Raw genomic sequence first — 22,454 nt, forward strand, 5'->3', positions numbered from 1 at the left:
GAGGTCAGGTGAAGAGGCCGCGGCGGTGGAGGGACTGGCGGAGCCAGCCGTCGAGTTGGGCGGCCCAGTCGGTGCGGTCGGCGGTGGCGTGGTCGACGGTGAACCGGCCGAAGGCGTCCCGGCCCTCGGTGAACAGGCCACCCCGTTTGTCCATCTCCAGCACCACCTGCACCTGGTGCGGGTCGGTGACGAAGGTGACCTCCAGCTGGTTGATCGCCCCGGCGTACTGCGGGGCCGGGTAGAACTCGATCTCCTGGTAGAACGGCAGACCCTGCCGTACGCCGTAGATGTGGCCGCGCTCGACGTCGGCGCGGGCGAACCGGAAGCCCAGCCGCAGCAGCGCCTCCAGCAGCCGCTCCTGGGCCGGCAGCGGGTGCACCGAGACCGCGTCCAGGTCACCCTTGTCGACCGCGCGGGCCACCTCCAACTCGGTACGCAGCCCCATCGTCATCCCGTGCAGCCGCTGGCCGTACAGGTCGGTCAGCGGGGTCTCCCACGGCACGGCGAACCGGAACGGGATGTCGTACCGCTGCCCGGCCTCCAGCCGGAACCGCCCGGTGATCTGCTGCCTGGCGAACTCCTGCGTGGTCTCGTACTCGGAGTCGGCGCCCTCCACCTCGACCCGGGTGAGCAGGCCGAGCGCCACGTACTCGATGTCGGTGGCGTGGTCGCCGCCCGCCACGTGCACCCGCCCCTCCAGCACCCCGCCCGGACGGCAGTTCGGGTTGGCGAGCACGGTCTCCACCGACGGACCGCCCACCCCCATCGACTGCATGAGCCGCTTGAAGACCACCACGTCCTCCATTGCCTGTCGCATTGCCGACCCCGGTGGCCGACCGCTGGCACGGTAGCCGGACCTGGCAAGACCCACTTCGGCCGACACCCCGCATCCGACCGGATTGCTGTCGGGTCCCCGATCGCCTCACCCCCGTTTCACGCCCTGATTGGAAAGCTGTTCATCACCGGAGCCGATGGCGCCGGTACGCGACACGGAAAGCGGAGACGGGGAGACACAGAGATGGCCCTGCAGATGATCGATAACCAGACGCGCCCGGCCACCACCATCGACGCCGAGCACGGCACCGACGCCCTCACCGACCTGGACGCCACCGACGAGCGCGGGGTCTCCACCGACCTGGTCCGGGCCTACCTCAACGGCATCGGCCGGACGAAGCTGCTCACCGCGGCCCAGGAGGTCGAGCTGGCCAAACGGATCGAGGCCGGGCTGTTCGCCGAGGAGAAGCTGTCGACGTGCACCCCCGTCTCCGATGACCTGCACGCAGACCTCGCACTGATCGCCCGGCAGGGCCGCGCCGCCAAGGACCACCTGCTGGAGGCGAACCTGCGGCTGGTGGTCAGCATCGCCAAGCGGTACACCGGGCGGGGGATGGCCTTCCTCGACCTGATCCAGGAGGGCAACCTCGGCCTGATCCGCGCGGTCGAGAAGTTCGACTACGCCAAGGGTTACAAGTTCTCCACGTACGCCACCTGGTGGATCCGGCAGGCGATCACCCGGGCGATGGCCGACCAGGCCCGCACCATCCGCATCCCGGTGCACATGGTCGAGCAGGTCAACCGGATGGTCCGGGTCCGCCGCGAGCTCTCGGTCAAGCTGGGCCGCGAGCCCGTCGTCTCCGAGGTGGCGCGGGCGATGGAGATCCCCGAGTTCCAGGTCATCGAGCTGATCTCGTACGACCGGGAGCCGGTCAGCCTCGACCAGGCCGTCGGCGAGGACGGCGAGAGCGCGCTCGGCGACTTCGTCGCCTCGGTGGACCCGCGCACCGAGCCCGGCGACGCCACCGCCAACGGCGAACTACGCAACGAGGTGAGCATCGTGCTGGCCACCCTCTCCCAGCGGGAGCAGGCGGTGATCCGGCTCCGGTTCGGCCTGGACGACGGCCGGCAGCGCACCCTCGACGAGGTCGGCAAGGAGTTCGGCCTGTCCCGGGAGCGGATCCGGCAGATCGAGAAGGTCACCCTGCTCAAGCTGCGCGACCCGGAGCGGGCGCAGCGGCTGGAGGCGTACGCCTGCTGAGCGGGACGGTGCGGTGCGGGCCCCCGGCGAACCGCCGGGGGCCCGCACCCGTGCGGCGCAGCTACGGGGTGCGGCGGCACCCGGGGCAGCGCAAGCGCCCTGGGCACGGCGGCACCCGGGTCAGAGCCGGCGTGGGCCGGTGTCCGGGCGGGCGTCCGCCGCGCCGACGCCCACGGCGGCGTGCAGCACCGAGACGCCGTCCGGCCGGGCCAGCACCGGGTTGAGGGTGAGCGACCGCACCCGGGGCTGCTCGTCGGCGAGTCTGCCCACCCGCAGCAGCAGGTCGGCCAGGGCCGCCCGGTCCACCGGCGCGGCACCCCGGTGCCCGCGCAGCAACGGTGCCGCCCGGGGCTCGTCGACCAGCTCGGCGGCGTCCCGGTCGGTCAACGGCACCGCCCGCCAGGCCCGGTCGCCGAGCAGTTCGGTGGCGACACCACCCAGCCCGAAGCCGACCACCGGCCCGAACGCCGGGTCCTCGCGCAGCTCCACCACGCAGGCCACCCCCGGCGGCACCATCGGCTGGACCAGCACGTCCGCGCCGAAGACCGCCGTCAGGTCCGCGTACGCCCGGCGCAGCGCGACCGGGTCGGCCAGGTCGAGGCGGACGGCGCCCAGGTCGAGGCGGTGCCGCAGGCCGGGCGCGGCGGCCTTCAACGCCACCGGCCAACCGCACCGCCCGGCGGCGGCGAGCGCCTCGTCGACGGTGCCGGCCGGCACCGACCCCACCACCTCGACGCCGTACGCGGCGAGCAGCGCGGCCGGGTCGGCGGCGTCCCCGCGCAACGCGGCCTGCCCGGCCACCCGGTCCACCCGGGGCAGCTCGGGCGGCGTACCCGGCTCCCGGCGCAGCCAGCCGGCGTACCGGCTGACCCGGCCCAGCGCGCGCACCGCCTCCTCCACACTCGGGTACGCGGGCAGCCCGACCGGCACCCGGCCGGCGAGGAAGGTCGCCACCGTCGGTTTGCCACCGCCCAGCGCCGCCGGTAGGGCGGCGGTGAAGTCGGCCTCCTCGACGGTGAGCTGCCCCGGCAGCGGCGGGGCGAAGACCGCCACCACCGCGTCCACGCGATCGTCGGCGACCGCCCCGGCCAGCGCGGCGGCGAACTCGGCGGCACCGGCGTGCGGACCGACGTCGCGGGGGTAGCCGGCGGCGACGGTGAGGCCCTGCCCGGCGCAGGCGGTGGCGGCCAGCCCGGTCAGCGCCGACGAGTTGCCCACCACCCCGACCCGGTCGCCGCCCGGCAACGGCTGGTTGGCCAGTAACACCCCGACGTCGAGCAGCTCGGCGACGGTGTCCACCCGGATCACCCCGGACTGGGCGAACAGCGCGCTGACGGCGGCCTCGTCAAGCGCCGGGCCAGCTCCGGGGCCGACCGGGCGGGCCAGCGAGGCCAACGCCACCACCGGCTTGTCCCGGCCGATCCGGCGGGCCAGCCGGGCGAACTTGCGCGGATTGCCGAAGGTCTCCAGGTAGAGCAGGATCACGTCGGTGCCGGGGTCGTCCTGCCAGTACTGGAGCAGGTCGTTGCCGGAGACGTCGGCCCGGTTGCCGGCCGACACGAAACTCGACAGGCCCAGCCCGCGACGCTGCGCCTCGGCCAGCAGCGCCACCCCGAACGCGCCGGACTGGCTGAAGAAACCCACCCGACCGGGGGCCGGCAGCACCGGGGCCAGGGTGGCGTTGAGGCGTACCCGCTCGTCGGTGTTGGCCATGCCCAGGCAGTTCGGGCCGACGACCCGCATGCCGGCGGCGTGCGCCGCCCGGACCAGGGCCCGCTGGGCCGCCGCGCCCGCCGCCCCGGCCTCGGCGAAACCTGCGGAGATGACCACCAGGCCGTGCGCGCCGGCGGCGGCGGCGTCGGCCACCACCGCAGGCGTCGCGTCGGGCGGCACCGCAACCACCGCCAGGTCGACGTCCACCCCGGCGTCGGCCGCCGACGGGTACGCGGGCAGCCCGGCGACCGTACGCGCGCTCGGGTGCACCGGCACGATCACCCCCGGGTAACCACCGTCACGCAGGTGCCCGAGGACGGCCGCGCCGACCCCCTGCCCGCTGGCGCTCGCCCCGTAGACGGCCACCCCGCGCGGGGCCAACAGCCGGGCGATGGACCGGGCCTCGGTCCGGTGTTCCCGGCCGCGCTGCACCGCCAGGGTCGCCTCGGTCGGGGCGATCGGGAAGGTCAGGTGCACCACCCCGTCGGCGAACTGCCGCTGCACCTGGTAACCGAAGTCGGCGAAGACCCGCAGCATCACGCCGTTGGTGGGCAGCACCTCGGCGACGAAGTGCCCGATGCCGGCCCGGCGGGCCGCGTCGGCCAGGTGCTCCAGCAGCACCGAACCGATCCCCCGCCCCTGGTAGGCGTCCTCCACCACGAATGCCACCTCGGCTTCCGGGGCGGCCGGGCCCAGCCGCTCGTACCGGCCGACGGCGACGATCCGGTCGCCGGCCAGCACCACGAACGCCTCCCGGTCCCGGTGGTCGACGGTGACGAACCGGTGCAGGTCCCGTTCCGGAATCCGCGGGTACGGCGAAAAGTAGCGCAGGTAGCGGGTGCGTTCCGAGAAACGCCCGTGCATGGCCACGATCTCCGGCGCGTCCTGCGGCCGGATCGGGCGCAGGCCGACGGTGCTGCCGTCGCTGAGCAGCACGTCCACCGGTTGGTCCACACTGGTCACCACGTCCGGCCCCTCCCCAGGTCCCCGGCTCAGTCGCGCGGGTCGTACGGGTCCAGCCCGAGCAGCGGGAACACCGCCTTGCGGGTGGCCGCCACGGCCCGGTCCACCGAGTTCGGCTCCCCGGTCGGCTGCCACGGCTGGTGCTCCGGGTCGACGTCGTCGGTCATCCGCAGCGGGACGTCCCGGCCGGGCACCCGCCGGGCGGCCAGCGCCCGCCAGCCGGGCGGGGTGAGGGTGGCCGGGGCGATCGGGGCGCCGGCGGCCACCGCCAGCAGATGCGTCCAGGCCCGGGGCACCACCTCCACCAGGGCATACCCGCCGCCGCCGGTGGCCACCCAGCGGCCGTCGCACAGCTCGTCGGCGAGCGCCCGCAACGCCAGGTAGGTGGCCCGCTGCCCGTCCACCGACAGGTGCAGGTCGGCCAGCGGGTCGCTCCGGTGCCCGTCGGCACCGCACTGGGTCACCAGGATCTGCGGTCGGAACGCGCGCAGCACAGACGGCACGATCGCGTGGAAGGCGCGCTGCCAGCCGGCGTCGTCGGTGCCCGGTGGCAACGGCACGTTCACCGCGCTGCCCTGCGCCCCGGGGCCGCCGGTCTCGTCGGGGAACCCGGTGCCGGGGAAGAGCGCCAGCGGGGTCTCGTGCAGGCTCACCGTGAGCACCCGGGGGTCGTGGTAGAACACCTCCTGCACACCGTCGCCGTGGTGCACGTCCACGTCGACGTAGGCGACCCGTTCGGCGCCCAGGTTCAGCAGGCGGGCGATGGCCACGGCCGGGTCGTTGTAGACGCAGAACCCGGCGGCCCGGTCGGGCATGGCGTGGTGCAACCCACCTGCCACGTTTACCGCGCGGCGGGCCTCGCCCCGCCAGACCGCCTCGGCGGCGGCCACGCTCGCTCCGGCGATCAACGCGCTGGACTCGTGCATCCCGTCGAAGACCGGATTGTCCGAGGTGCCCAACCCGTAGCCGGCGAAGAGCGGGTCGCGGGGTGCGGCCCGTACCGCCGCCAGGTAGTCGGGCAGGTGCACCCGGGTCAACGTCGCGTCGTCGGCCGGCTCCGGCCTGACCAACCGCACCCCGGGCCGGTCCAGGACGCCCAGCTCCCGGGCCAACGCGACGGTCAGCTCGACCCGGACCGGGTCGAGCGGGTGCTCCCCCATGTCGTAGTCGAGCAGGGACTCGTCCCACACCACAAGCGTGTCGTCCGACATGGGGTCATCGTCGCACGCAGGTCACCTGTCGCCCACCACACGTGCTGGTCAACCCGCTGGTGTCGGGCCGGTGGCCACCGGGCGGGACGGATCGGCGACCCAGCCGCTCCACGATCCGACATAGAGCGCGGCGTCCGGCCGGCCGGCCAGGTGCAGCGCCAGCACGGCCTGCGCGGCGGTCACCCCCGAGCCGCAGTACGCCCCCACCGGCCGGTCGGCGCGCACCCCGGCGGCGGCGAACCGGTCCCGCAGCGCCTCGGCGGACGGGAAGCGGCCCCCGGTGACGTACTCCGGGGCGGGCAGGTTGACAGCGCCCGGCACGTGCCCGGCGACCGGGTCGACCGGCTCGGTCTCGCCCCGGTAGCGCGGCGCGGCCCGGACGTCCAGCAGCACCCCGTCGTCGGCCGCCCCGAGCCGGGCCGCGTCGTCGGCGTCCAGCACCGGCAGCGCACCCGGCCGGACGGTCACGTCGCCGGGCGACACGGTGGGCACCTCGACGGCGCGGGGCAGCCCGGCGGCGAGCCAGGCCGGCCAGCCACCGGCCAGCACCCGCACCGACCGGTGCCCGGCCCAGCGCAGCGTCCACCAGGCGCGGGCGGCGGACATCCCGTCGCCGCCGTCGTACACCACCACCGGATGACCGGTGCGGACGCCGGCGGCCCGCAGCGCGACCTGGAGCGCGGCCGGGTCGGGCAGCGGATGCCGGCCCGCCGCGCCGGGTGGGCCGCACAGGTCGGTGTCCAGGTCCACGAAGACCGCCCCGGGCAGGTGGCCGGCGGTGTAGTCCGCGCGGCCGGGTGGGCCGGTCAGCCGCCAGCGGACGTCCAGCAGGGTCGGCGGGTCGGGTCGGGCCAGTTCGGTGGCGAGCCGGTCCGGCTCGATCAACGGGTCATCGGTACCGGACATGGCGTCCAGTCAACACCATCGGGGGACCGACCTCGCGATTCGGCGCAGGTCGATCTTCGTGCGCCGGGGTAGCATCGACCACCGGGAGGCCGCTGACGTGAAGCATGACCTGGTCGACACGACCGAGATGTACCTGCGCACCATCCTCGAACTCGAAGAGGAGGGGGTGCCGCCGTTGCGTGCCCGGATCGCCGAGCGGTTGCGGCAGAGCGGGCCGACCGTCAGCCAGACCGTGGCCCGGATGGAACGTGACGGGCTGCTCACCGTCGAGGGCGACCGGCACCTGGCGCTCACCGCGCTGGGCCGGGGCAGCGCGGTGTCGGTGATGCGCAAGCACCGGCTCGCCGAACTGCTGCTCGTCAACGTGATCGGGATGCCCTACGAGGAGGCCCACGAGGAGGCCTGCCGGTGGGAGCACGTGATGAGCGACGCGGTGGAGAAGCGGGTCTACGACCTGCTCAACCGCCCCACCCGCTCGCCGTACGGCAACCCGATCCCGGGCCTGGAGGAGCTGGGCTCACCGGAGGCCGAGGCCACCGACACCGTCGAGGGTGAACGGAACCTCGCCTTCCCCGGGCTGACCGGCCCGGTGGTGGTCCGGCGGATCTGCGAGAGCGTGCAGACCGACGCCGACGTGCTGCGTCAACTGCACGCCGCCGGGGTGGACCCGGGTGCCACGGTCACCGTCGCCCAGGAGCGCGACGGGGTCTTCATCGACCGCTCGGGCGAACGGGTCCGGCTGCCCCGCGAGGTCGCCTCCCGGGTCTTCGTCGCCGCCCACTGACCCGCGAAGGGCCTGGTTCGCCGCGCCCTGACCCGCGAGGGTCTTCGTCCGCCGCGCACCGGCCCGGTGCCGGCCTTCGCGGGTGCCGGGCCGGCGTCACAGCGCCCTGGTGTCGAGCTTCCTCGCCAGGTCGACCAGCCGGACGGCCACCTCACCGGCGGTGGCCCGGTCGTCGTCCGGCGGGCAGGTCCAGCGGAGCATGGCAAGCCGGTCCTCGGCGGCCAGCCAGCCCACCTCGGCCGTCGGACCGTGCTTCGCGGCCTTCGCACCGGTCCGCCGGTAGGCGACCTGACCCAGCTTCGTCACCTTCGTCGCCCCGGCGGGCAGCACGTCGGCGGTGAAGGTGGAGACGTCGATCGACGTGTCGGTGACCGTCAGGGTCAGCTCCGGCCAGGTGGCGTCGATGGCCCGCACCACGCAGGTCCGGGTGTCTCCCCGGTCACTGGCCGCCGCCACGTCGAAGCGGACCTCGGTGTGTTCCTCGATCACCGCGAAGTCGAGCAGTCGGCACGCCCCGCCGGACGAGGCGGCCTCCACCTCCACCGCGGCCGGTTTCTCCGCCGGCAGCCGTACCGGGTCGGCCTCTGCCGCACCGCAGCCCGTGGTCAACAGCACGCCCACGCCGGCCCACCAGATCCGCCCGTGCACGGGCACACCTCCGTGATCGTCGACGGAGAACCCGCCGGTGTCCGTCGGAAACCGTACGGGGTGGCGCTGTCGGACGGAAGACCCGACCGTCCCGCCCGGATGCTGTCAGGTCGGCGAGAGGTCGCGCATGGTCCGCAGTGGAGACAGCACCACGAACAGTGCGGCGCTCCAGGTGCCGAGGGCACAGACCACGAGCGCCGGTCGCAGCCCCCACTGGCTACCGAGCACCCCGCCGGCCAGCGCCCCCAACGGCACCACTCCGAAGCAGACCCACAGGAACGCGGCGTTCACCCGACCGAGCAGCTCCGGCGGAGTGATCCGCTGCCGGTACGACAGGATCGACACGTTGAAGAGCACCGCGTTGGCGGAGAACGCGGCCAGGCCGACGACGTAGAGCGCCAACCCCCAGCCGGGCCGGGCCAACGGCACCAGCAGGTAGAGCGGGCCCGGCGTCACCATCGACATCCAGATCACCCGGGCCGTGCCGATCCGGCGGGACAGCCGGTCGGCCAGCGCGCCGGTGACCAGCCCACCGACCGCCCCCAGGGAGAAGACAAGCCCGACGGTTGCCGGGCCGGCCCGTAGCTCCCGTACCAGGTAGCTGACCTCCAGCGCGCTGGTGCCGATGGCGAAGAAGTTCGACGTGGCGGTGCAGGCGAGGATGCTGCGCAAGATCGGTCGGCGGCCGACGAAGCGCAACCCCTCGGTGAGGGCGACCCGCGCCGGCACCCGGTCGGCAACGGCCGGACGGTCCCGCACCGGCGGCCGGACCGCCACCAGCGCCACCGCGCTGAGCAGGAAGGCCAGCGCGGTGCCGAGGAACGCCCGGGCGGCACCGACCACACCTGCCAACGCACCGCCGACACTCGGCCCGACCAGCGCGGCGGTGTCCTGGCTGACGGTCAGCCGGGCGTTCGCCTCGACCAACCGGTCCACCGGCACCAGAGCCGGCACGATGCTCTTGTAGGCCACCGTGAAGAGCACGGTGAGCACCCCGCAGAGCCCGACGACGGCGTACAGGAAGGCCAGGGTGAGCTGCCCGACCAGGGCGGCCACCGGCAGCGACGACAGCAACGCGGCCCGGCCCAGGTCGCAGCAGATCATCAGCCGGCGCAGATCGACCCGGTCGGCGAGCAGACCGGCCGGCAGTGAGAAGAGCAGGTAGGGCAGCCAGGCCAGCACTGTCAACAGGGAGACCTGGAACACGCCCGCCCGCATCGGGCCGGCCGCCAGCAGCGGCACCGCCACCCCGGACATCCGGGTGCCCAGCTCACCGACCGTCTGACCGCCCCAGAACAGCGCGAAGCTCCGGTCCCGCCACAGCGGCCGGCGCACCACCCTGCCACCGGTCAACTGCGTCGTCATCGGTCCCCCGTCGCTCCGCACCCAACCTAGGTGGGCCGGGCGGCCGGGGCACCCGGATTAGTCGTCGACGTAGGGGCAGTGCCGGCAGCCACGCCCGCAGCAGGTGCCGCGTCGGGCCAGAAAACCGGCGCTGAGGACGAACAACCCGGTGGCCGGGTCGGGATAACCGGCCTCCCCGGCGGCGAGCGCGGCGGCGTGTGCGGCCAGGATCCGGGCCCGGCCGGGGTGCTCCGGCGGCAGCCGGGACGGGTGCGGCTCGGTCAACGGCCGGTCCGCCAGCGGACGACGTTCGGCACTCACCGCCGCGAGTCTACGGCCCTGGGGGCTCAGCCCGCCGCGCCGGCGGTCTCGGCGCGGACCCGGGTCAGCAGGTCGACCTGCTGGACCTTCGGGTAGAGCACGTCCCAGCCGTCCAGACCGCCGCCGAGCACGTGCGCCTTCTCCAGCAGGGTGTACTCGGCGACACCGAGGTTCTCCCCCCGTCCCGTCCCTGCCCTCGTGGTTGCCGGTGCGGTCGAAACTGACTGCGGTCGGCGTGATGATCGATCTCATCCGCTGTCCCGTAACGCTCACGGAACGTCATGGTCCGGATCGGTCAGCCGAACCAGTGTGCCTCCTGGCCGTGTGAGCGGATCCAGGCCAACGGCGTCCCGTCGAGGCCGAGCACGTTGTACAACGCCCCGTCCGGCGGCGCCGGCAGCCGGGGGTGCGCCAGCACCTCGGCCGCTTCGGCGGCCACCCAGTGACCGGGCAGGGTGCGGACCAGCTCGACGAAGGCCGCCCGGCGCGGCGGCGGCACCTGGTAGAGCACGGAGGTGTGCAGGACCACGAGCGTCGCGCCGGCCGGGGCCCGCGCGGCCAACTCCGGCAGGTCGTCCACCAGGTCACCACGGACCAGCTCCGGCGGGTCGGCTGCGGCCACCGCCGCCGCCGTCCGCAGCCGGGCCCGACGGTGGCGGTGCTCCGGCCAGATCAGCGCGTCGAGCCAGTCCACGTCGGCCGGGTCGGTGACGTCGAGCGGGTTCAGGTCCAGACCGGCCCGCCACACCACCTCCGGCCGGGTGACCGGCGGGCTCGTCCCGGTGAGCAGGCAGTCCAGGACCGGCTCCCCCGGGCCGAGCAGGTGCTCGCCGTAACGGTAGGCGTACCGGTCGGGATAGAGGCAGAGGCCGGCGGACGCGCCGACCTCCAGCAGCGCCAGCGGCTGCGGCAGGGCGGCCAGCACCGGTAGCAGCGCCGCGCAGCGCCCGGCCTCGTTGGTCTGCACCGCCCGGGTGAGCATCGCGGCCCGCACCGCCGGCCAGTGCGTCACGGTGTGGGCGCGGAACCCGGTCGGGTCGTCGACCGGGCCGCCCCGCCAGCGGACGACGCCGAAGAGCAGCTGTGGCTGCCGCTTCGCCGGCGGCAGGGTGTCGAGGAGCGCCAGCAGTTCGTCGTCGTGGGCGACCACGTGGGCCAGCCGCTCGTAGGCCGGCGAGACGCCGTGCGCCTCCCGGGTGGCGAACTCGACGTACCGGTCGGCGGTGGTCATGCCCCGATCATTCCCGCCGCACCCGTGCCACGCAGCCCCGTGCCGGCCGGGGCCGGATACGCGGAAGGGTCGGCACCCCGTTCGAGGTGCCGACCCTTCCGCGTAGACCCGTAGGTCAGCTGCAACCGCTTGTGGAGCCGCAGCCCTCGCAGACGTAGCAGCTACCGGCCGGGCGCATCTTCGTACCGCAGGTGAAGCAGAGCGGCGCGTCGGCGGCCTTGCCGATCACCGCCTCCAGCAGTTCGGTGGAGGAACCCACGGCGGGCGCCGGCTTGGCGGCGGCCACGTCGGCCAACTCCTGGGCCGGCTGGGCCACCGGGCCGGTCTTCGGCTCGACCGCCTCGACCGGGGCCGAGGACGCCATCGCGGTCAGGTCCGTGCCGCTCGCCTCCGCCTCGGCCTCGGCCCGCAACTGCGCGGCCCGCTCCTTGGCGGTGAAGATGCCCAGTTCGGCGCGGCGCTCGTAGGGCAGGAAGTCCAGCGCCAGGCGACGGAAGATGTAGTCCATCACCGAGGCGGCCATCCGCACGTCCGGGTCGTCGGTCATCCCGGCCGGCTCGAACCGCATGTTGGTGAACTTGCTGACGTACGTCTCCAGCGGGACGCCGTACTGCAGGCCGATCGAGATGGCCACCGAGAAGGCGTCCATCACCCCGGCCAGGGTGGAGCCCTGCTTGGACATCTTGAGGAAGACCTCGCCGAGGCCGTCGTCCGGGTAGGACGACGCGGTGAGGTAACCCTCGGCACCGCCGACGGAGAACGAGACCGTCTCCGACGCGCGCTTCTTCGGCAGCCGCTTGCGTACCGGGCGGTACTCGACGACCTTCTCCACCGCGGCCGGGGCGGGTGCCTCGACCACGGCCGGGGCGGCGGTCTTGTTCGGCTTGGCCACCGAGAGCGGCTGGCCGACCTTGCAGTTGTCCCGGTAGATCGCCAGCGCCTTCAGCCCGAGCTTCCAGCCCTGGAAGTAGATCTTCTCGACGTCGGCGACGGTGGCCTGCTCCGGCATGTTGACCGTCTTGGAGATGGCGCCCGAGATGAACGGCTGGACGGCCGCCATCATCCGGACGTGGCCCATCGGGGCGATGGACCGCTCGCCCATCGCGCAGTCGAAGACCGGGTAGTGCTCCGGCTTGAGGCCGGGTGCGTCCACCACGTGACCGTGGTCGGCGATGTGCTCAACGATCGCCTCGACCTGCTCCTCGGGGTAGCCGATGCTGCGCAGGGCGCGCGGGACGGTCTGGTTGACGATCTGCATCGAGCCGCCGCCGACCAGCTTCTTGAACTTGACCAGGGCCAAATCTGGCTCAACACCCGTAGTGTCACAATCCATCATCAAACCGATGGTTCCGGTCGGAGCCAGTACCGCGGCCTGCGAGTTGCGCCAGCCGGCCCGGTCACCGAGCTTGTTGCCCTCGGTCCACTGCTTCGTCGCCTCCCGCAGGATGGCGGTGGCCACCGTGCCGGCCGGCTTGATCGCGTCGTTGGCGGCGGCGTGCTTGCGCATCACCCGCTTGTGCGGCTCGGCGTTGCGCGCGTAGCCGTCGTACGCGCCGACGATCGCGGCCAGCTCGGCCGAGCGGCGGTACGCGGTGCCGGTCATCAGCGAGGTGATCGCCGCCGCCACCGACCGGCCCTGCTCCGAGTCGTACGGCAGGCCGGAGGCCATCAACAGCGCGCCGAGGTTGGCGTAGCCGATGCCGAGCTGCCGGTAGGCGCGGGTGGTCTCGCCGATCTTCGCGGTCGGGAAGTCGGCGAAGCAGATCGAGATGTCCATCGCGGTGATGACGAACTCCACCGACCGGACGAACTTCTCCACCTCGAAGCCGCCGTCGGCACGGAGGAACTTCATCAGGTTCAGCGAGGCGAGGTTGCACGAGGAGTTGTCCAGGTGCAGGTACTCACTGCAAGGATTGGACGCGGTGATCCGGCCGGTCTCCGGGCAGGTGTGCCAGTCGTTGATGGTGTCGTCGTACTGCAGGCCCGGGTCGGCGCACTCCCAGGCGGCCTGGGCGATGGTGCGGAACAGCTTCTGGGCGTCGACGGTCTCGATGGTCTGCCCGTCGAGCCGGCCCCGCAGGTCGAAGCCACCGCCGTTCTCCACCGCCGCCATGAACTCGTCGGAGACCCGGACCGAGTTGTTGGCGTTCTGGTACTGGACGCTGACGATGTCGTTGCCGCCGAGGTCCATGTCGAAGCCGGCGTCCCGCAGCGCGCGGATCTTGTCCTCCTCGCGCGCCTTGGTGGTGACGAACTCCTCGATGTCCGGGTGGTCCACGTCCAGGATGACCATCTTGGCCGCGCGCCGGGTGGCGCCGCCGGACTTGATGGTGCCGGCGCTGGCGTCCGCGCCGCGCATGAAGCTGACCGGGCCGGAGGCGGTGCCGCCGGAGGAGAGCAGCTCACGCGACGACCGGATGCGCGACAGGTTGACCCCGGAGCCGGAGCCGCCCTTGAAGATCAGCCCCTCCTCCTTGTACCAGTCCAGGATGGAGTCCATCGAGTCGTCAACGGCAAGGATGAAACAGTTGTGCACCCGTAGGTTGCCGGCCAGGAACTCGCCGCTCTCGGTCTGGATGTCGTAGACCTCCATCGCACCGAGCGGCTCGACGCGGTCGATCTCCACCCGCTTGGCGTCGTTGGCCGGCTGGCCCGGCTTGGCGAAGCCCTGTTCGAGTTTGGCCATCTTGTCGACGCCGATGAAACCGATGTGCGTGGCGAACAGGTCCCGGTCGCCGTCGTTCTGAATCCGAACCGACCAGCAGCCCTTCCGGTCGGGACGGGGGTCTGCCTTGTATCCGACCCGGGAGAAGATCCCGAAGCGCAGCAACAGGCTCTGCACACCCCGGATCAGCTTCTCCGAGATCATGTCGACCGCGACCAGCGTCGAACTCTCCCGCGCCGACACGTAGCCCTCGGCCTGGAAGATGCTGCGGAGGTAGCCGGCGACAACCGGCAGCGGGGCGGTGAAGAGCCGCTCCGGCACCGTCATGTCGACGCCACGGGTCAGCAGATCCCACTTGTCGACGAAGGGGCGCAGGTGCTCGCCGTAGAGGCGGGTACGGCGGCAGTCGAGCTCGTCGCTCTGCGTCGCCACCGGGCGCTCGTGCCGGTGCGCGTCGGCGAAGACCTCGTCCAGGGTGCCGGTGACCCAGTCCAACTCGTCGTCGTTGACGGTCATCGCCTCGATGGTCAGCGACCGGTTCGTACCCTCGGTGTACTGACCGACGAAGCCGTCCGACTGCAACCAGCCGGCGAGCGCGGCCTCGCGGATCTCCCGCAGGTCGAGCTCGGTCTCGCCGTAGGCGTAGGTACGGTGCCACTCGAGCTGGTCACCGGGAGCCAGCGTGCCGGCCTCGACCCACCGGCCGGTACCGGTGCCGGTGCTCTGCCAGACCACGTGGTCCGGGGTGACGTCGAGGGTGTAACCCGCCTTGGTGTGCAACCGGAGGACGTCACGTACCCCGTTGGCCTTGACCGCCACGATCCGGGTCAGGCCGTTCGCGTCGTACACCTTGGTGCCGACGGACCCGTCCTCGACGAGCTTGCCGATAGGCACCAACCCTGCCGGGGTGCTGACCAGAGAGTCGTACGGCAGACAGGCACTGACCTGCTGCGGCGACGGGGTGCCGACGTTGAACCAGACCGGCGAGTTGAAGCTGAACACCTGGTGCAGCAGCATCCAGGTCAGCTCGTGCGCGAAGATCTCCGCGTCGGCCGGGTTGGCGAAGTAGCCGTGCTGCTCACCGGCGGCCCGGTAGGTCTGGACCACCCGGTCGATGAGCTGCCGCAGCGACCACTCCCGCTCCGGGGTCCCCACCGCGCCCCGGAAGTACTTGGTGGTCACGATGTTCGCCGCGTTGACGCTCCAGGACTCGGGGAACTCCACCCCGCGCTGCTCGAAGTTGATCGAGCCGTCCCGCCAGTTGGTCATGACGATGTCGCGGCGCTCCCACGCCACCTCGTCGTACGGGTGCACGCCCTCGGTCGTCCAGACCCGCTGCACCTTGAGCCCCGTCGCCGCGCCGTTCTTCGCCGCCCGCGACCGGCTGGTTGTCACGCCGTCCCCCGCCATCTCATCGGCCCCCTCGTCTGCGCGGCCACCCGCCACGCGTCGTCACTGTCAGAATCCAGGTCGTCACTTGGTACAAGACTCAGTTGGTACGGTCGGCGGCCTCGGCCGCGTCGACGCGGGCCCGCGCGGCAGCCCGGAGTGTCTCGATCTCACGCTCGAAGTCGGCAAGTGAGTCGAACGAGCGGTAGACGCTGGCGAAGCGGAGGTAGGCCACCTCGTCCAGGTCGCGCAGTGGGCCCAGGATCGCCAGACCCACGTCGTGGCTGGGCAGCTCGGCGGCCCCCTTGGCCCGGACGGTCTCCTCGACCTTCTGCGCCAGCAGCGCGATGGAGTCCTCGTCGACCGGCCGGCCCTGGCATGCCTTGCGCACCCCGCCGATGATCTTCGTCCGGCTGAACGGCTCGGTCACCCCGCTGCGCTTGACCACCGCGAGCACGGGCTCCTCGACAGTGGTGAACCGCTTGCCGCATTCCGGGCAGGAGCGCCGCCGCCGGATCAGCTGACCGTCGTCGGCCTCGCGCGAGTCGACGACCCGGGAGTCGGCGTGCCGGCAGTACGGACACCGCATCGCCTGACCTCCTTGATCGACCGTGGGCCCGCCCGCCCGCTCCGGGCACACGTCGACCCGGCGGAGCCGGCCTCGTCGGCCGTCGCCGTGGTCGACGATACGGGAGTGCAGTGGGTAGTCGAACCCAACCTGTGGGCAACTTACGCCCATGTGACTACTACATCTAGGGGTCGACCGTAGGCCGCCGGCCGGGTCGGGTCAAGTTGCGGGCGTGTCCGGCGCGTCACGCCCGAGCCACCCTTCCCACCGTGCGACGACCTCGCCGCACCCGGGTGCCGACAGGTGCAACCGACCGGACCGTCGGGAGGTTACCGGCCGTCCGGCCACGCCCGGCGGGACGGACGGCCGACCCGGAGCACCGCCGACCCGTCGTACACAGGTTCGACGAGGCCGTACCATCTACCAGAACAAACGTACGAGTTGCCAGGCTCGCCACCCGACACGCCGAGATGCGTCGTACAGATGTTTGAAAATGACCGATCTCACCTATACGGTCATGAACGACCGGGCAGGCCGCACAGGTCGGTCCGACACCGCGACACCCCCGCACGCACCACGAGCCGCCAAGGCACCCAGCGCCGACCAGGGAGGACGGACGTGACCGAGGACCGGGCAAGCCGGCAGAAGAACCCGCAGCCGATCGCCGAGGCGGGTCCGCCGGCCACTCGGCGTCCCCGCGCCGCCCGCAGTCGGACCGGTCAGCCGGCCGTCCGCCCGGTCACCCCGGTGGTCAGCGGTTTCCCCGACCCGGCCACCGTCGACCTCACCGCCCGGCAGCGCCGCATCCTGGAGTTCATCCGCAGTTGGGTGGAGCGGCACGGCTACCCGCCGAGCGTCCGCGAGATCGGCGAGGCGGTCGGCCTGGTCTCCCCGTCCAGCGTCGCCTACCAGCTCAAGGAGTTGGAGAAGAAAGGCTTCCTGAGGCGCGACCCCAACCGTCCCCGGGCGGTCGACGTCCGCGCTCCGAGCGACGCCGACGACGAGCTGAGTCGCGCCCAGCGCCCCACCCCGGCGTACGTGCCGATGCTGGGTCGGATCGCCGCCGGCGGGCCGATCCTGGCCGAGCAGGCGGTGGAGGACGTCTTCCCGCTCCCCCGCGAGCTCGTGGGCGAGGGTGAGGTCTTCATGCTCCAGGTCAAGGGCGACTCGATGCTCGACGCGGCGATCTGTGACGGCGACTGGGTGGTGGTCCGGCAGCAGCCGATCGCCGAGGCCGGCGACATCGTCGCCGCCATGCTCGACGGTGAGGCGACCGTCAAGACCTACCGTCGACGCGACGGTCACGTCTGGTTGATGCCGCAGAACCCGGCCTTCGATCCGATCCCCGGTGACGACGCCACCATCATGGGTCGGGTCGTCGCCGTGCTCCGCCGGATCTGACGCCCCTCGACCGGCCGCCTCCGTCGGAGGCGGCCGGCGCGCCACCCAGGACGGCGCTCGCCGCGCCGCAGGTCAGTAGCGCTCGCCGTTGCGGCCGGGCGGCTGACCGTACTGGCCACCCCGCCGGTCTTCCTGACCACCGTCGCGGCGCGGACCCGAACGCGGCTCACGGGGACCCGCCCCACCACGACGCGGCGGTTCGGCCCGCCCAGCACCGTATTCGCCGTCTCCACCGCGCCCACCGCCCGGAGCGCCACCACGGCCACCGGCCGCGCCCGCACCACCCGGCGGCGTGCCACCACGACCACCCGGCGGCGTGCCACCACGACCACCCGGCGGCGTGCCACCATGCCCACCGGCCGGAGCACCACCATGCCCACCCGGCGGCGTGCCACGCCCGCCCATCGGGGCACCGCCACGGCCACCCGCCGGAGGAGCACCACGGCCACCCGCCGGAGGAGCGCCACGGCCACCCGCCGGAGCACCGCCACGCGGGTCCGCAGCGGCCGGCGTGCCGGCCCGGGAGGCACCACGTGGGGCACCGCCACCCGGGCCACCACGTGAGGCACCGCCGCGCGGACCGGCACCGTTGACCGGCGGGCCGCCAGCCGGGGCGGCACCGTAGACCCCACCGCCGGCGGGACGACCGCCGCCGTAGACACCGCCGCCCGCCGGACGTCCGCCGCCCGGTGGGATGCCGCCTCCCGGACCACCGGAAGGAACTGCTCCGGGGCCGGCCGGGGGCCGGCCACCGCCGTAGACCGCGCCGCCGGCCGGACGGGCGGGCGCACCGCCGACCGGCGGCGGGGCGCCGTAGACACCGCCACGTGGCCGGTCCACTGATGGTTCAGCACCCCGGGGAGACTCACCGGCCGGCAGGCCGTCGGCCCGGGAGACGGCGCCGGAGGTGAAGACCTCGTCGTCGGGGTCGTCCGGCTCCTCGCCAGCCGCCGCGGCCCGCCGCCGGGATCGCACGATGCCGACGATGCCCGCCCCGACCAACACGGCGCCGATCGCACCGACCGCACCGATCAGGTAGGTGATCTGGTCCAGGCTGAGGGCGTCGTACCAGGACTGCTCGGCGACCGGCTTGGCTCCCGCCGCGCCCTCGACCGGCTCCGCGCCCTTGGTGGACGGCGAATAGCCGAGGATGTCGATCGGGTCGTCCGGGGAGAGTTCACCACCGTCGGAGACGGTGACGAAGCCGGTGCCGTCCGGGGTGTACGCGATGGCCTCGCCGAACGGGTCGGCCAGCGGGGTGACCCGGGGCTTGCCGGTGGCCAGGGCGGCCACGATGTCGTCGCCACTGACGTCGTACTCGAAGGCGTCGGCGTAGGTGCGCAGGACCACCTTGCTGCCGTCGGGCGAGCGGGCCGCTCCGGTGATGGCCACCCGACCGATGATGTTGAGCGGGTTGTCGGTGGTGGTCTTCGGCAACGTGATCTCGCCGACCTTCTTCATCGGTACCGGTTCGGCGTTGCCGCCCTTGTCGAGCTTCGCCTCCGGGGTGTAGATCTCCGCCTTGCCGCTGGGCACCTTGGTGATCACCAGGGGCATCTCGTCCGCGCCGACCAGCAGCGCCTCGGCGTCGTGCGGTTTGCGCTCCGGGTACGACAGCCGGTGCAGCACCGGCTGCTTGGCCCCGGTGACCGGCATCGTCCAGACCGCGACCCGGGTACGCCGTTCCTTGCTGGTGACGTTGTCACCGGTGTCGGCGATCCAGAGGGTCTTTCCGTCCGGCGAGAGAGCCAGGTCCTCGGTGTCGAAAGGGCCGTCGCCGGAGTACTTCACCGGCTCCTTGGCGATCTTGCACTTGGTGTCGAGGAAGAAGACCCGCTTGCGGCTCTCGTCAAGGGTGCCATCGTTGATCACGATGTAGCCGGTCTTCGTGGCGACCAGGCCGGAAAGCTCCCGCAGCCGCTCGTCGGTGATCGTGCACTTCTTCTTGCCGGCGGGCGCGGCGGCAAGAAGCGCCCCACCGACCGGGGCGGCGGCAACCGGCACCCCGCCGACCAGGGCGGCGGAGGTCGGTGCCGCCGCGGCGGCGGCAGCAGCAGGTGCCACGGCCGCGCCGAACAGGGCGAGGGCAACCGTGACCGAGGAGACAGCGCGGCGCATGGCGTCAGTGTCGCATGCCGCGATGAACCTCCGGTCACACCGGAGCGCTCACCGGCTGCCGGCCACCGCCGGATCACCCGCCGCCACGAACGGCGCCAGTTCGGCGGCGAGCGCCTCCCCCACCCGGACGTGCAGCAGCGTGCCCTCCGGCAGGTGGGAGGTGCTGAGCACCTCGCCCTGCCGGTGCAGTCGGGCCACCAGGTCCCCCCGGTCGTACGGCAGCACCGCGCGGACCTCCACTGCCGGGCGGGGCAGCCGCTGCTCGATCACCTCGCGCAGCCCGTCGATGCCGCGCCCGCTGTGCGCGGAGACGAAGACCGCATCCGGCCAGAGCCGCTTGAGTCGCAGCAGGGTCTCCTCGTCGGCGGCATCGATCTTGTTGACCACCAGCAGCTCGGGCAGCCGGTCGGCACCGACCTCGGAGAGCACCTCACGAACCGCGCGGACCTGCTCCTCGGGATCGGGGTGGGCGCCGTCGACCACGTGCACCACCAGGTCGGCCTCGGCGACCTCCTCCAGCGTCGAGCGGAACGCCTCGACGATCTGGTGCGGCAGGTGCCGGACGAAGCCCACCGTGTCGGACAGCGTGTAGAGCCGTCCGTCCGAGGTGGTAGCCCGGCGGGTGGTCGGGTCCAGGGTGGCGAAAAGCGCGTTCTCCACCAGCACACCCGCCCCGGTGAGCCGGTTGAGCAGGCTCGACTTGCCGGCGTTGGTGTAGCCGGCGATGGCCACCGCCGGAACAGCGTTGCGGCTACGCCGGGCGCGCTTGGTCTGGCGTACCGTCTTCATGGCCTTGATCTCCCGACGCAGTCGGGCGATGCGGTGCCGGATGCGCCGCCGGTCGGTCTCCAGCTTGGTCTCACCGGGGCCCCGCAGGCCCACGCCGCCGCCGGCGCCGCCGCCGCGCCCGGAGCCGCCGGACTGCCGGGAGAGCGTCTCGCCCCAGCCGCGCAGCCGGGGCAGCAGGTATTCGAGCTGGGCCAGCTCGACCTGGGCCTTGCCCTCCTTGCTCTTGGCGTGCTGGGCGAAGATGTCGAGGATCAGCGCGGTACGGTCGACCACCTTGACCTTGGTGCGCTGCTCCAGGTTGCGCAGCTGGGACGGGGACAGCTCACCGTCGCAGATCACCGTGTCGGCACCGGTGGCGAGCACCGCCGCGGTCAGGTCGTCGACCTTGCCCCGGCCGACGTAGGTGGCCGGGTCGGGGCGGCTGCGGCGCTGGATCAGCCCTTCGAGCACCTGCGAGCCGGCCGTCTCGGCCAGCGCCGCCAGCTCGGTCAGCGAGTTGTCGGCATCACGCTGGCTGCCCTCGGTCCAGACGCCGACGAGGACGACCCGCTCCAACCGGAGCTGGCGGTACTCGACCTCGGTGACGTCGGTGAGCTCGGTGGAGAGGCCGGGGACCCGCCGCAACGCCTGCCGCTCCGACAGCTCGTACTCACCGGTCGTGGCGTCGAGGTCGTCGTCCGAGAAGGGGGTGTGGGTCTCCTGGTCTCGCAAGTTGGGTCTCCTGTCCGTTCTGTGCATGTACCGAACAATCCTGACACGGGTCAACGCGGAACGCGACCGCTATATGCCCGTGGCACAGGTCGCCGAACGCGGGGGCGGCTGCCGTCGGGCCCCGGCGGGCGAGTAGAAATGGCGACGAGCCGCCAGCGACGACGGAGGTATTTCCGTGGCCATCACCAGACTGCCGAGTGCCGGATTCTCGATCACGATCCGGATCGCGGTCCCCGCGGACGCCTCCTCGATCGGCCGGCTGACCACGTCGGTCGGCGAGGCCGGTGCGATCGTCACCGCGCTGGACGTGGTCGACTCCGACCCGACCCACGTGATCGTCGACCTCACCTGCGACACCGCCGACGCCGGCCACGCCGACCAGGTCGTCGAGGCGCTCACCGCGCTCGACGGGGTGGACGTGCGCAAGGTCTCCGACCGGACGTTCCTGCTGCACCTCGGCGGCAAGATCGAGGTGCACTCGAAGGTGGGGCTGCGGACCCGTGACGAGCTGTCCCGGGCGTACACCCCCGGGGTGGCCCGGGTCTGCATGGCGATCGCGGAGAATCCGGCGGACGCCCGGCGGCTGACCATCAAGCGCAACACGGTCGCCGTGGTCAGCGACGGCTCGGCGGTGCTCGGCCTGGGCAACCTCGGCCCGGCGGCGTCGCTGCCGGTGATGGAGGGCAAGGCGGCGCTGTTCAAGCGCTTCGGCGGGGTGGACGCCTGGCCGGTGGTGCTGGACACCCAGGACACCGACGAGATCGTGGCGATCGTCAAGGCGATCGCCCCGGCGTACGGCGGGATCAACCTGGAGGACATCGCCGCGCCGCGCTGCTTCGAGATCGAGGCCCGGCTGCGGGAGCTCCTGGACATCCCGGTCTTCCACGACGACCAGCACGGCACCGCGATCTGCGTGCTGGCCGCGCTGACCAACGCGCTGCGCGTGGTGGGCAAGCAGCTCGCGGACGTGCGGGTGGTCGTCTCCGGGGCCGGCGCGGCCGGGACCGCGATCATGAAACTGCTGCTGCGCCAGGGCGTCGGCGACATCATCGCGTACGACCGGCAGGGCGCCCTGCACCGTGGGCTACCCGACCTGAACCCGGCCTGGCAGTGGCTGGCTGAGAACACCAACCGGGACAACTACTCCGGCGACCTGGCGGGGGCGGTCCGGGACGCGGACGTCTTCATCGGGGTGAGCGCCCCCAACCTGCTCACCGGCGACGACGTCGCCACCATGGCCAAGGACGCGATCGTCTTCGCGCTGGCGAACCCCGACCCGGAGGTCGACCCCCGGGAGGCCCGCAAGCACGCGGCGATCGTCGCCACCGGCCGCTCGGACCAGCCGAACCAGATCAACAACGTGCTCGCCTTCCCCGGCGTGTTCCGGGGCATGCTCGACGCGCACGCCGAGGAGTTCACCGAGGAGATGGCGATCGCGGCGGCCCGTGCCATCGCCGACGTGGTCGGCGAAGACAAGATCAACCCAACGGTCATCGTGCCAAGCGTCTTCGACTCCCGGGTCGCCCCGGCGGTCGCCGCCGCCGTCCGCGCCGCCGCCCAGAACCCCGCCGTCACGCCACCCCCGGCCGCCGACCCGGGGCCGGCCGACCTCCCCGAGATCGCCGCCACCGCCAGCGCCACCCCCTAACCCCTAACC

The 22,454-nt window shown here is 72.7% G+C and carries 15 protein-coding genes and 3 pseudogenes; 4 read left to right on the plus strand and 14 right to left on the minus strand.

What is annotated here, in order from left to right; all coding sequences use genetic code 11:
• Positions 1 to 4 precede the first annotated feature (4 nt).
• The gene (locus tag AC0AIB_RS27980) at positions 5 to 793 is read right to left on the minus strand and encodes a sporulation protein (RefSeq protein ID WP_328348880.1); all 789 of its coding nucleotides are present in this window, start codon (positions 791 to 793) and stop codon (positions 5 to 7) included.
• Between the two features lie 225 nt (positions 794 to 1,018).
• On the opposite strand from AC0AIB_RS27980, the gene sigB reads away from it, so the two are divergent.
• Positions 1,019 to 2,035: an RNA polymerase sigma factor SigB gene (gene sigB, locus AC0AIB_RS27985; protein ID WP_465097815.1), complete on the plus strand. Its 1,017-nt coding sequence runs from the start codon at positions 1,019 to 1,021 to the stop codon at positions 2,033 to 2,035.
• A 120-nt stretch (positions 2,036 to 2,155) separates the two neighbouring features.
• Here sigB and AC0AIB_RS27990 read toward each other — a convergent pair whose 3' ends face one another.
• Genes AC0AIB_RS27990 through AC0AIB_RS28000 form a run of 3 tightly spaced genes read right to left on the minus strand, consistent with a single transcriptional unit; the run spans position 2,156 to position 6,828 of the window.
• Entirely contained in the window at positions 2,156 to 4,744 is a 2,589-nt protein-coding gene (locus AC0AIB_RS27990; RefSeq protein ID WP_442930835.1) for a bifunctional acetate--CoA ligase family protein/GNAT family N-acetyltransferase, read from the minus strand.
• Positions 4,741 to 5,922 carry an acetoin utilization protein AcuC gene (locus AC0AIB_RS27995; protein WP_328338809.1) on the minus strand — a complete coding sequence of 394 codons (1,182 nt, stop codon included), beginning with the start codon at positions 5,920 to 5,922 and terminating at the stop codon, positions 4,741 to 4,743. Before AC0AIB_RS27995 ends, AC0AIB_RS27990 begins: the two co-directional genes overlap by 4 nt.
• A gap of 48 nt (positions 5,923 to 5,970) precedes the next feature.
• Positions 5,971 to 6,828 carry a sulfurtransferase gene (locus AC0AIB_RS28000; RefSeq protein WP_328338811.1) on the minus strand — a complete coding sequence of 286 codons (858 nt, stop codon included), beginning with the start codon at positions 6,826 to 6,828 and terminating at the stop codon, positions 5,971 to 5,973.
• A gap of 97 nt (positions 6,829 to 6,925) precedes the next feature.
• Between AC0AIB_RS28000 and AC0AIB_RS28005 the strand changes: the two genes are divergently transcribed.
• Entirely contained in the window at positions 6,926 to 7,612 is a 687-nt protein-coding gene (locus AC0AIB_RS28005) for a metal-dependent transcriptional regulator (protein WP_328338813.1), read from the plus strand.
• A 96-nt stretch (positions 7,613 to 7,708) separates the two neighbouring features.
• On the opposite strand, the gene AC0AIB_RS28010 is transcribed toward AC0AIB_RS28005, so the two are convergent.
• From AC0AIB_RS28010 to nrdR, 8 genes and pseudogenes are all read right to left on the minus strand, one after another.
• Positions 7,709 to 8,260, minus strand: a complete 552-nt coding sequence (locus AC0AIB_RS28010; RefSeq protein WP_328338815.1) for a hypothetical protein — start codon at positions 8,258 to 8,260, stop codon at positions 7,709 to 7,711.
• Positions 8,261 to 8,365: 105 nt separating this feature from the next.
• A complete protein-coding gene (locus tag AC0AIB_RS28015; protein WP_465097816.1) occupies positions 8,366 to 9,625 on the minus strand; it encodes an MFS transporter in 1,260 nt (419 codons plus the stop codon).
• Between the two features lie 57 nt (positions 9,626 to 9,682).
• Positions 9,683 to 9,925, minus strand: a complete 243-nt coding sequence (locus AC0AIB_RS28020; protein ID WP_328338819.1) for a DUF5522 domain-containing protein — start codon at positions 9,923 to 9,925, stop codon at positions 9,683 to 9,685.
• Positions 9,926 to 10,220: 295 nt separating this feature from the next.
• Positions 10,221 to 11,156, minus strand: a complete 936-nt coding sequence (locus tag AC0AIB_RS28025) for a DUF2332 domain-containing protein (protein ID WP_465097817.1) — start codon at positions 11,154 to 11,156, stop codon at positions 10,221 to 10,223.
• 115 nt (positions 11,157 to 11,271) lie between these two features.
• Positions 11,272 to 13,695, minus strand: a pseudogene (locus tag AC0AIB_RS28030) (vitamin B12-dependent ribonucleotide reductase); the annotation flags it as partial.
• 177 nt (positions 13,696 to 13,872) lie between these two features.
• Positions 13,873 to 14,754: pseudogene (locus AC0AIB_RS28035) on the minus strand (LAGLIDADG family homing endonuclease); the annotation flags it as partial.
• Positions 14,755 to 15,231 (minus strand): annotated as a pseudogene (locus AC0AIB_RS28040) (vitamin B12-dependent ribonucleotide reductase); the annotation flags it as partial.
• 79 nt (positions 15,232 to 15,310) lie between these two features.
• Positions 15,311 to 15,799, minus strand: coding sequence for a transcriptional regulator NrdR (nrdR, locus tag AC0AIB_RS28045; RefSeq protein ID WP_328338822.1), 489 nt, complete (start codon positions 15,797 to 15,799; stop codon positions 15,311 to 15,313).
• Between the two features lie 597 nt (positions 15,800 to 16,396).
• On the opposite strand from nrdR, the gene lexA reads away from it, so the two are divergent.
• On the plus strand, positions 16,397 to 17,179 hold the full coding sequence (gene lexA / locus AC0AIB_RS28050) for a transcriptional repressor LexA (RefSeq protein ID WP_328338824.1): 783 nt from the start codon (positions 16,397 to 16,399) through the stop codon (positions 17,177 to 17,179).
• Between the two features lie 72 nt (positions 17,180 to 17,251).
• Here lexA and AC0AIB_RS28055 read toward each other — a convergent pair whose 3' ends face one another.
• Together AC0AIB_RS28055 and hflX are read right to left on the minus strand one after the other, a co-directional pair.
• Positions 17,252 to 19,297 carry a hypothetical protein gene (locus AC0AIB_RS28055; protein ID WP_465097818.1) on the minus strand — a complete coding sequence of 682 codons (2,046 nt, stop codon included), beginning with the start codon at positions 19,295 to 19,297 and terminating at the stop codon, positions 17,252 to 17,254.
• 48 nt (positions 19,298 to 19,345) lie between these two features.
• A complete protein-coding gene (gene hflX, locus AC0AIB_RS28060; RefSeq protein WP_465097819.1) occupies positions 19,346 to 20,797 on the minus strand; it encodes a GTPase HflX in 1,452 nt (483 codons plus the stop codon).
• Positions 20,798 to 20,972: 175 nt separating this feature from the next.
• On the opposite strand from hflX, the gene AC0AIB_RS28065 reads away from it, so the two are divergent.
• Entirely contained in the window at positions 20,973 to 22,445 is a 1,473-nt protein-coding gene (locus AC0AIB_RS28065) for an NAD-dependent malic enzyme (RefSeq protein WP_328338830.1), read from the plus strand.
• Positions 22,446 to 22,454: the final 9 nt, after the last annotated feature.

It is taken from the genome of Micromonospora sp. DSM 43699, from assembly GCF_055517075.1.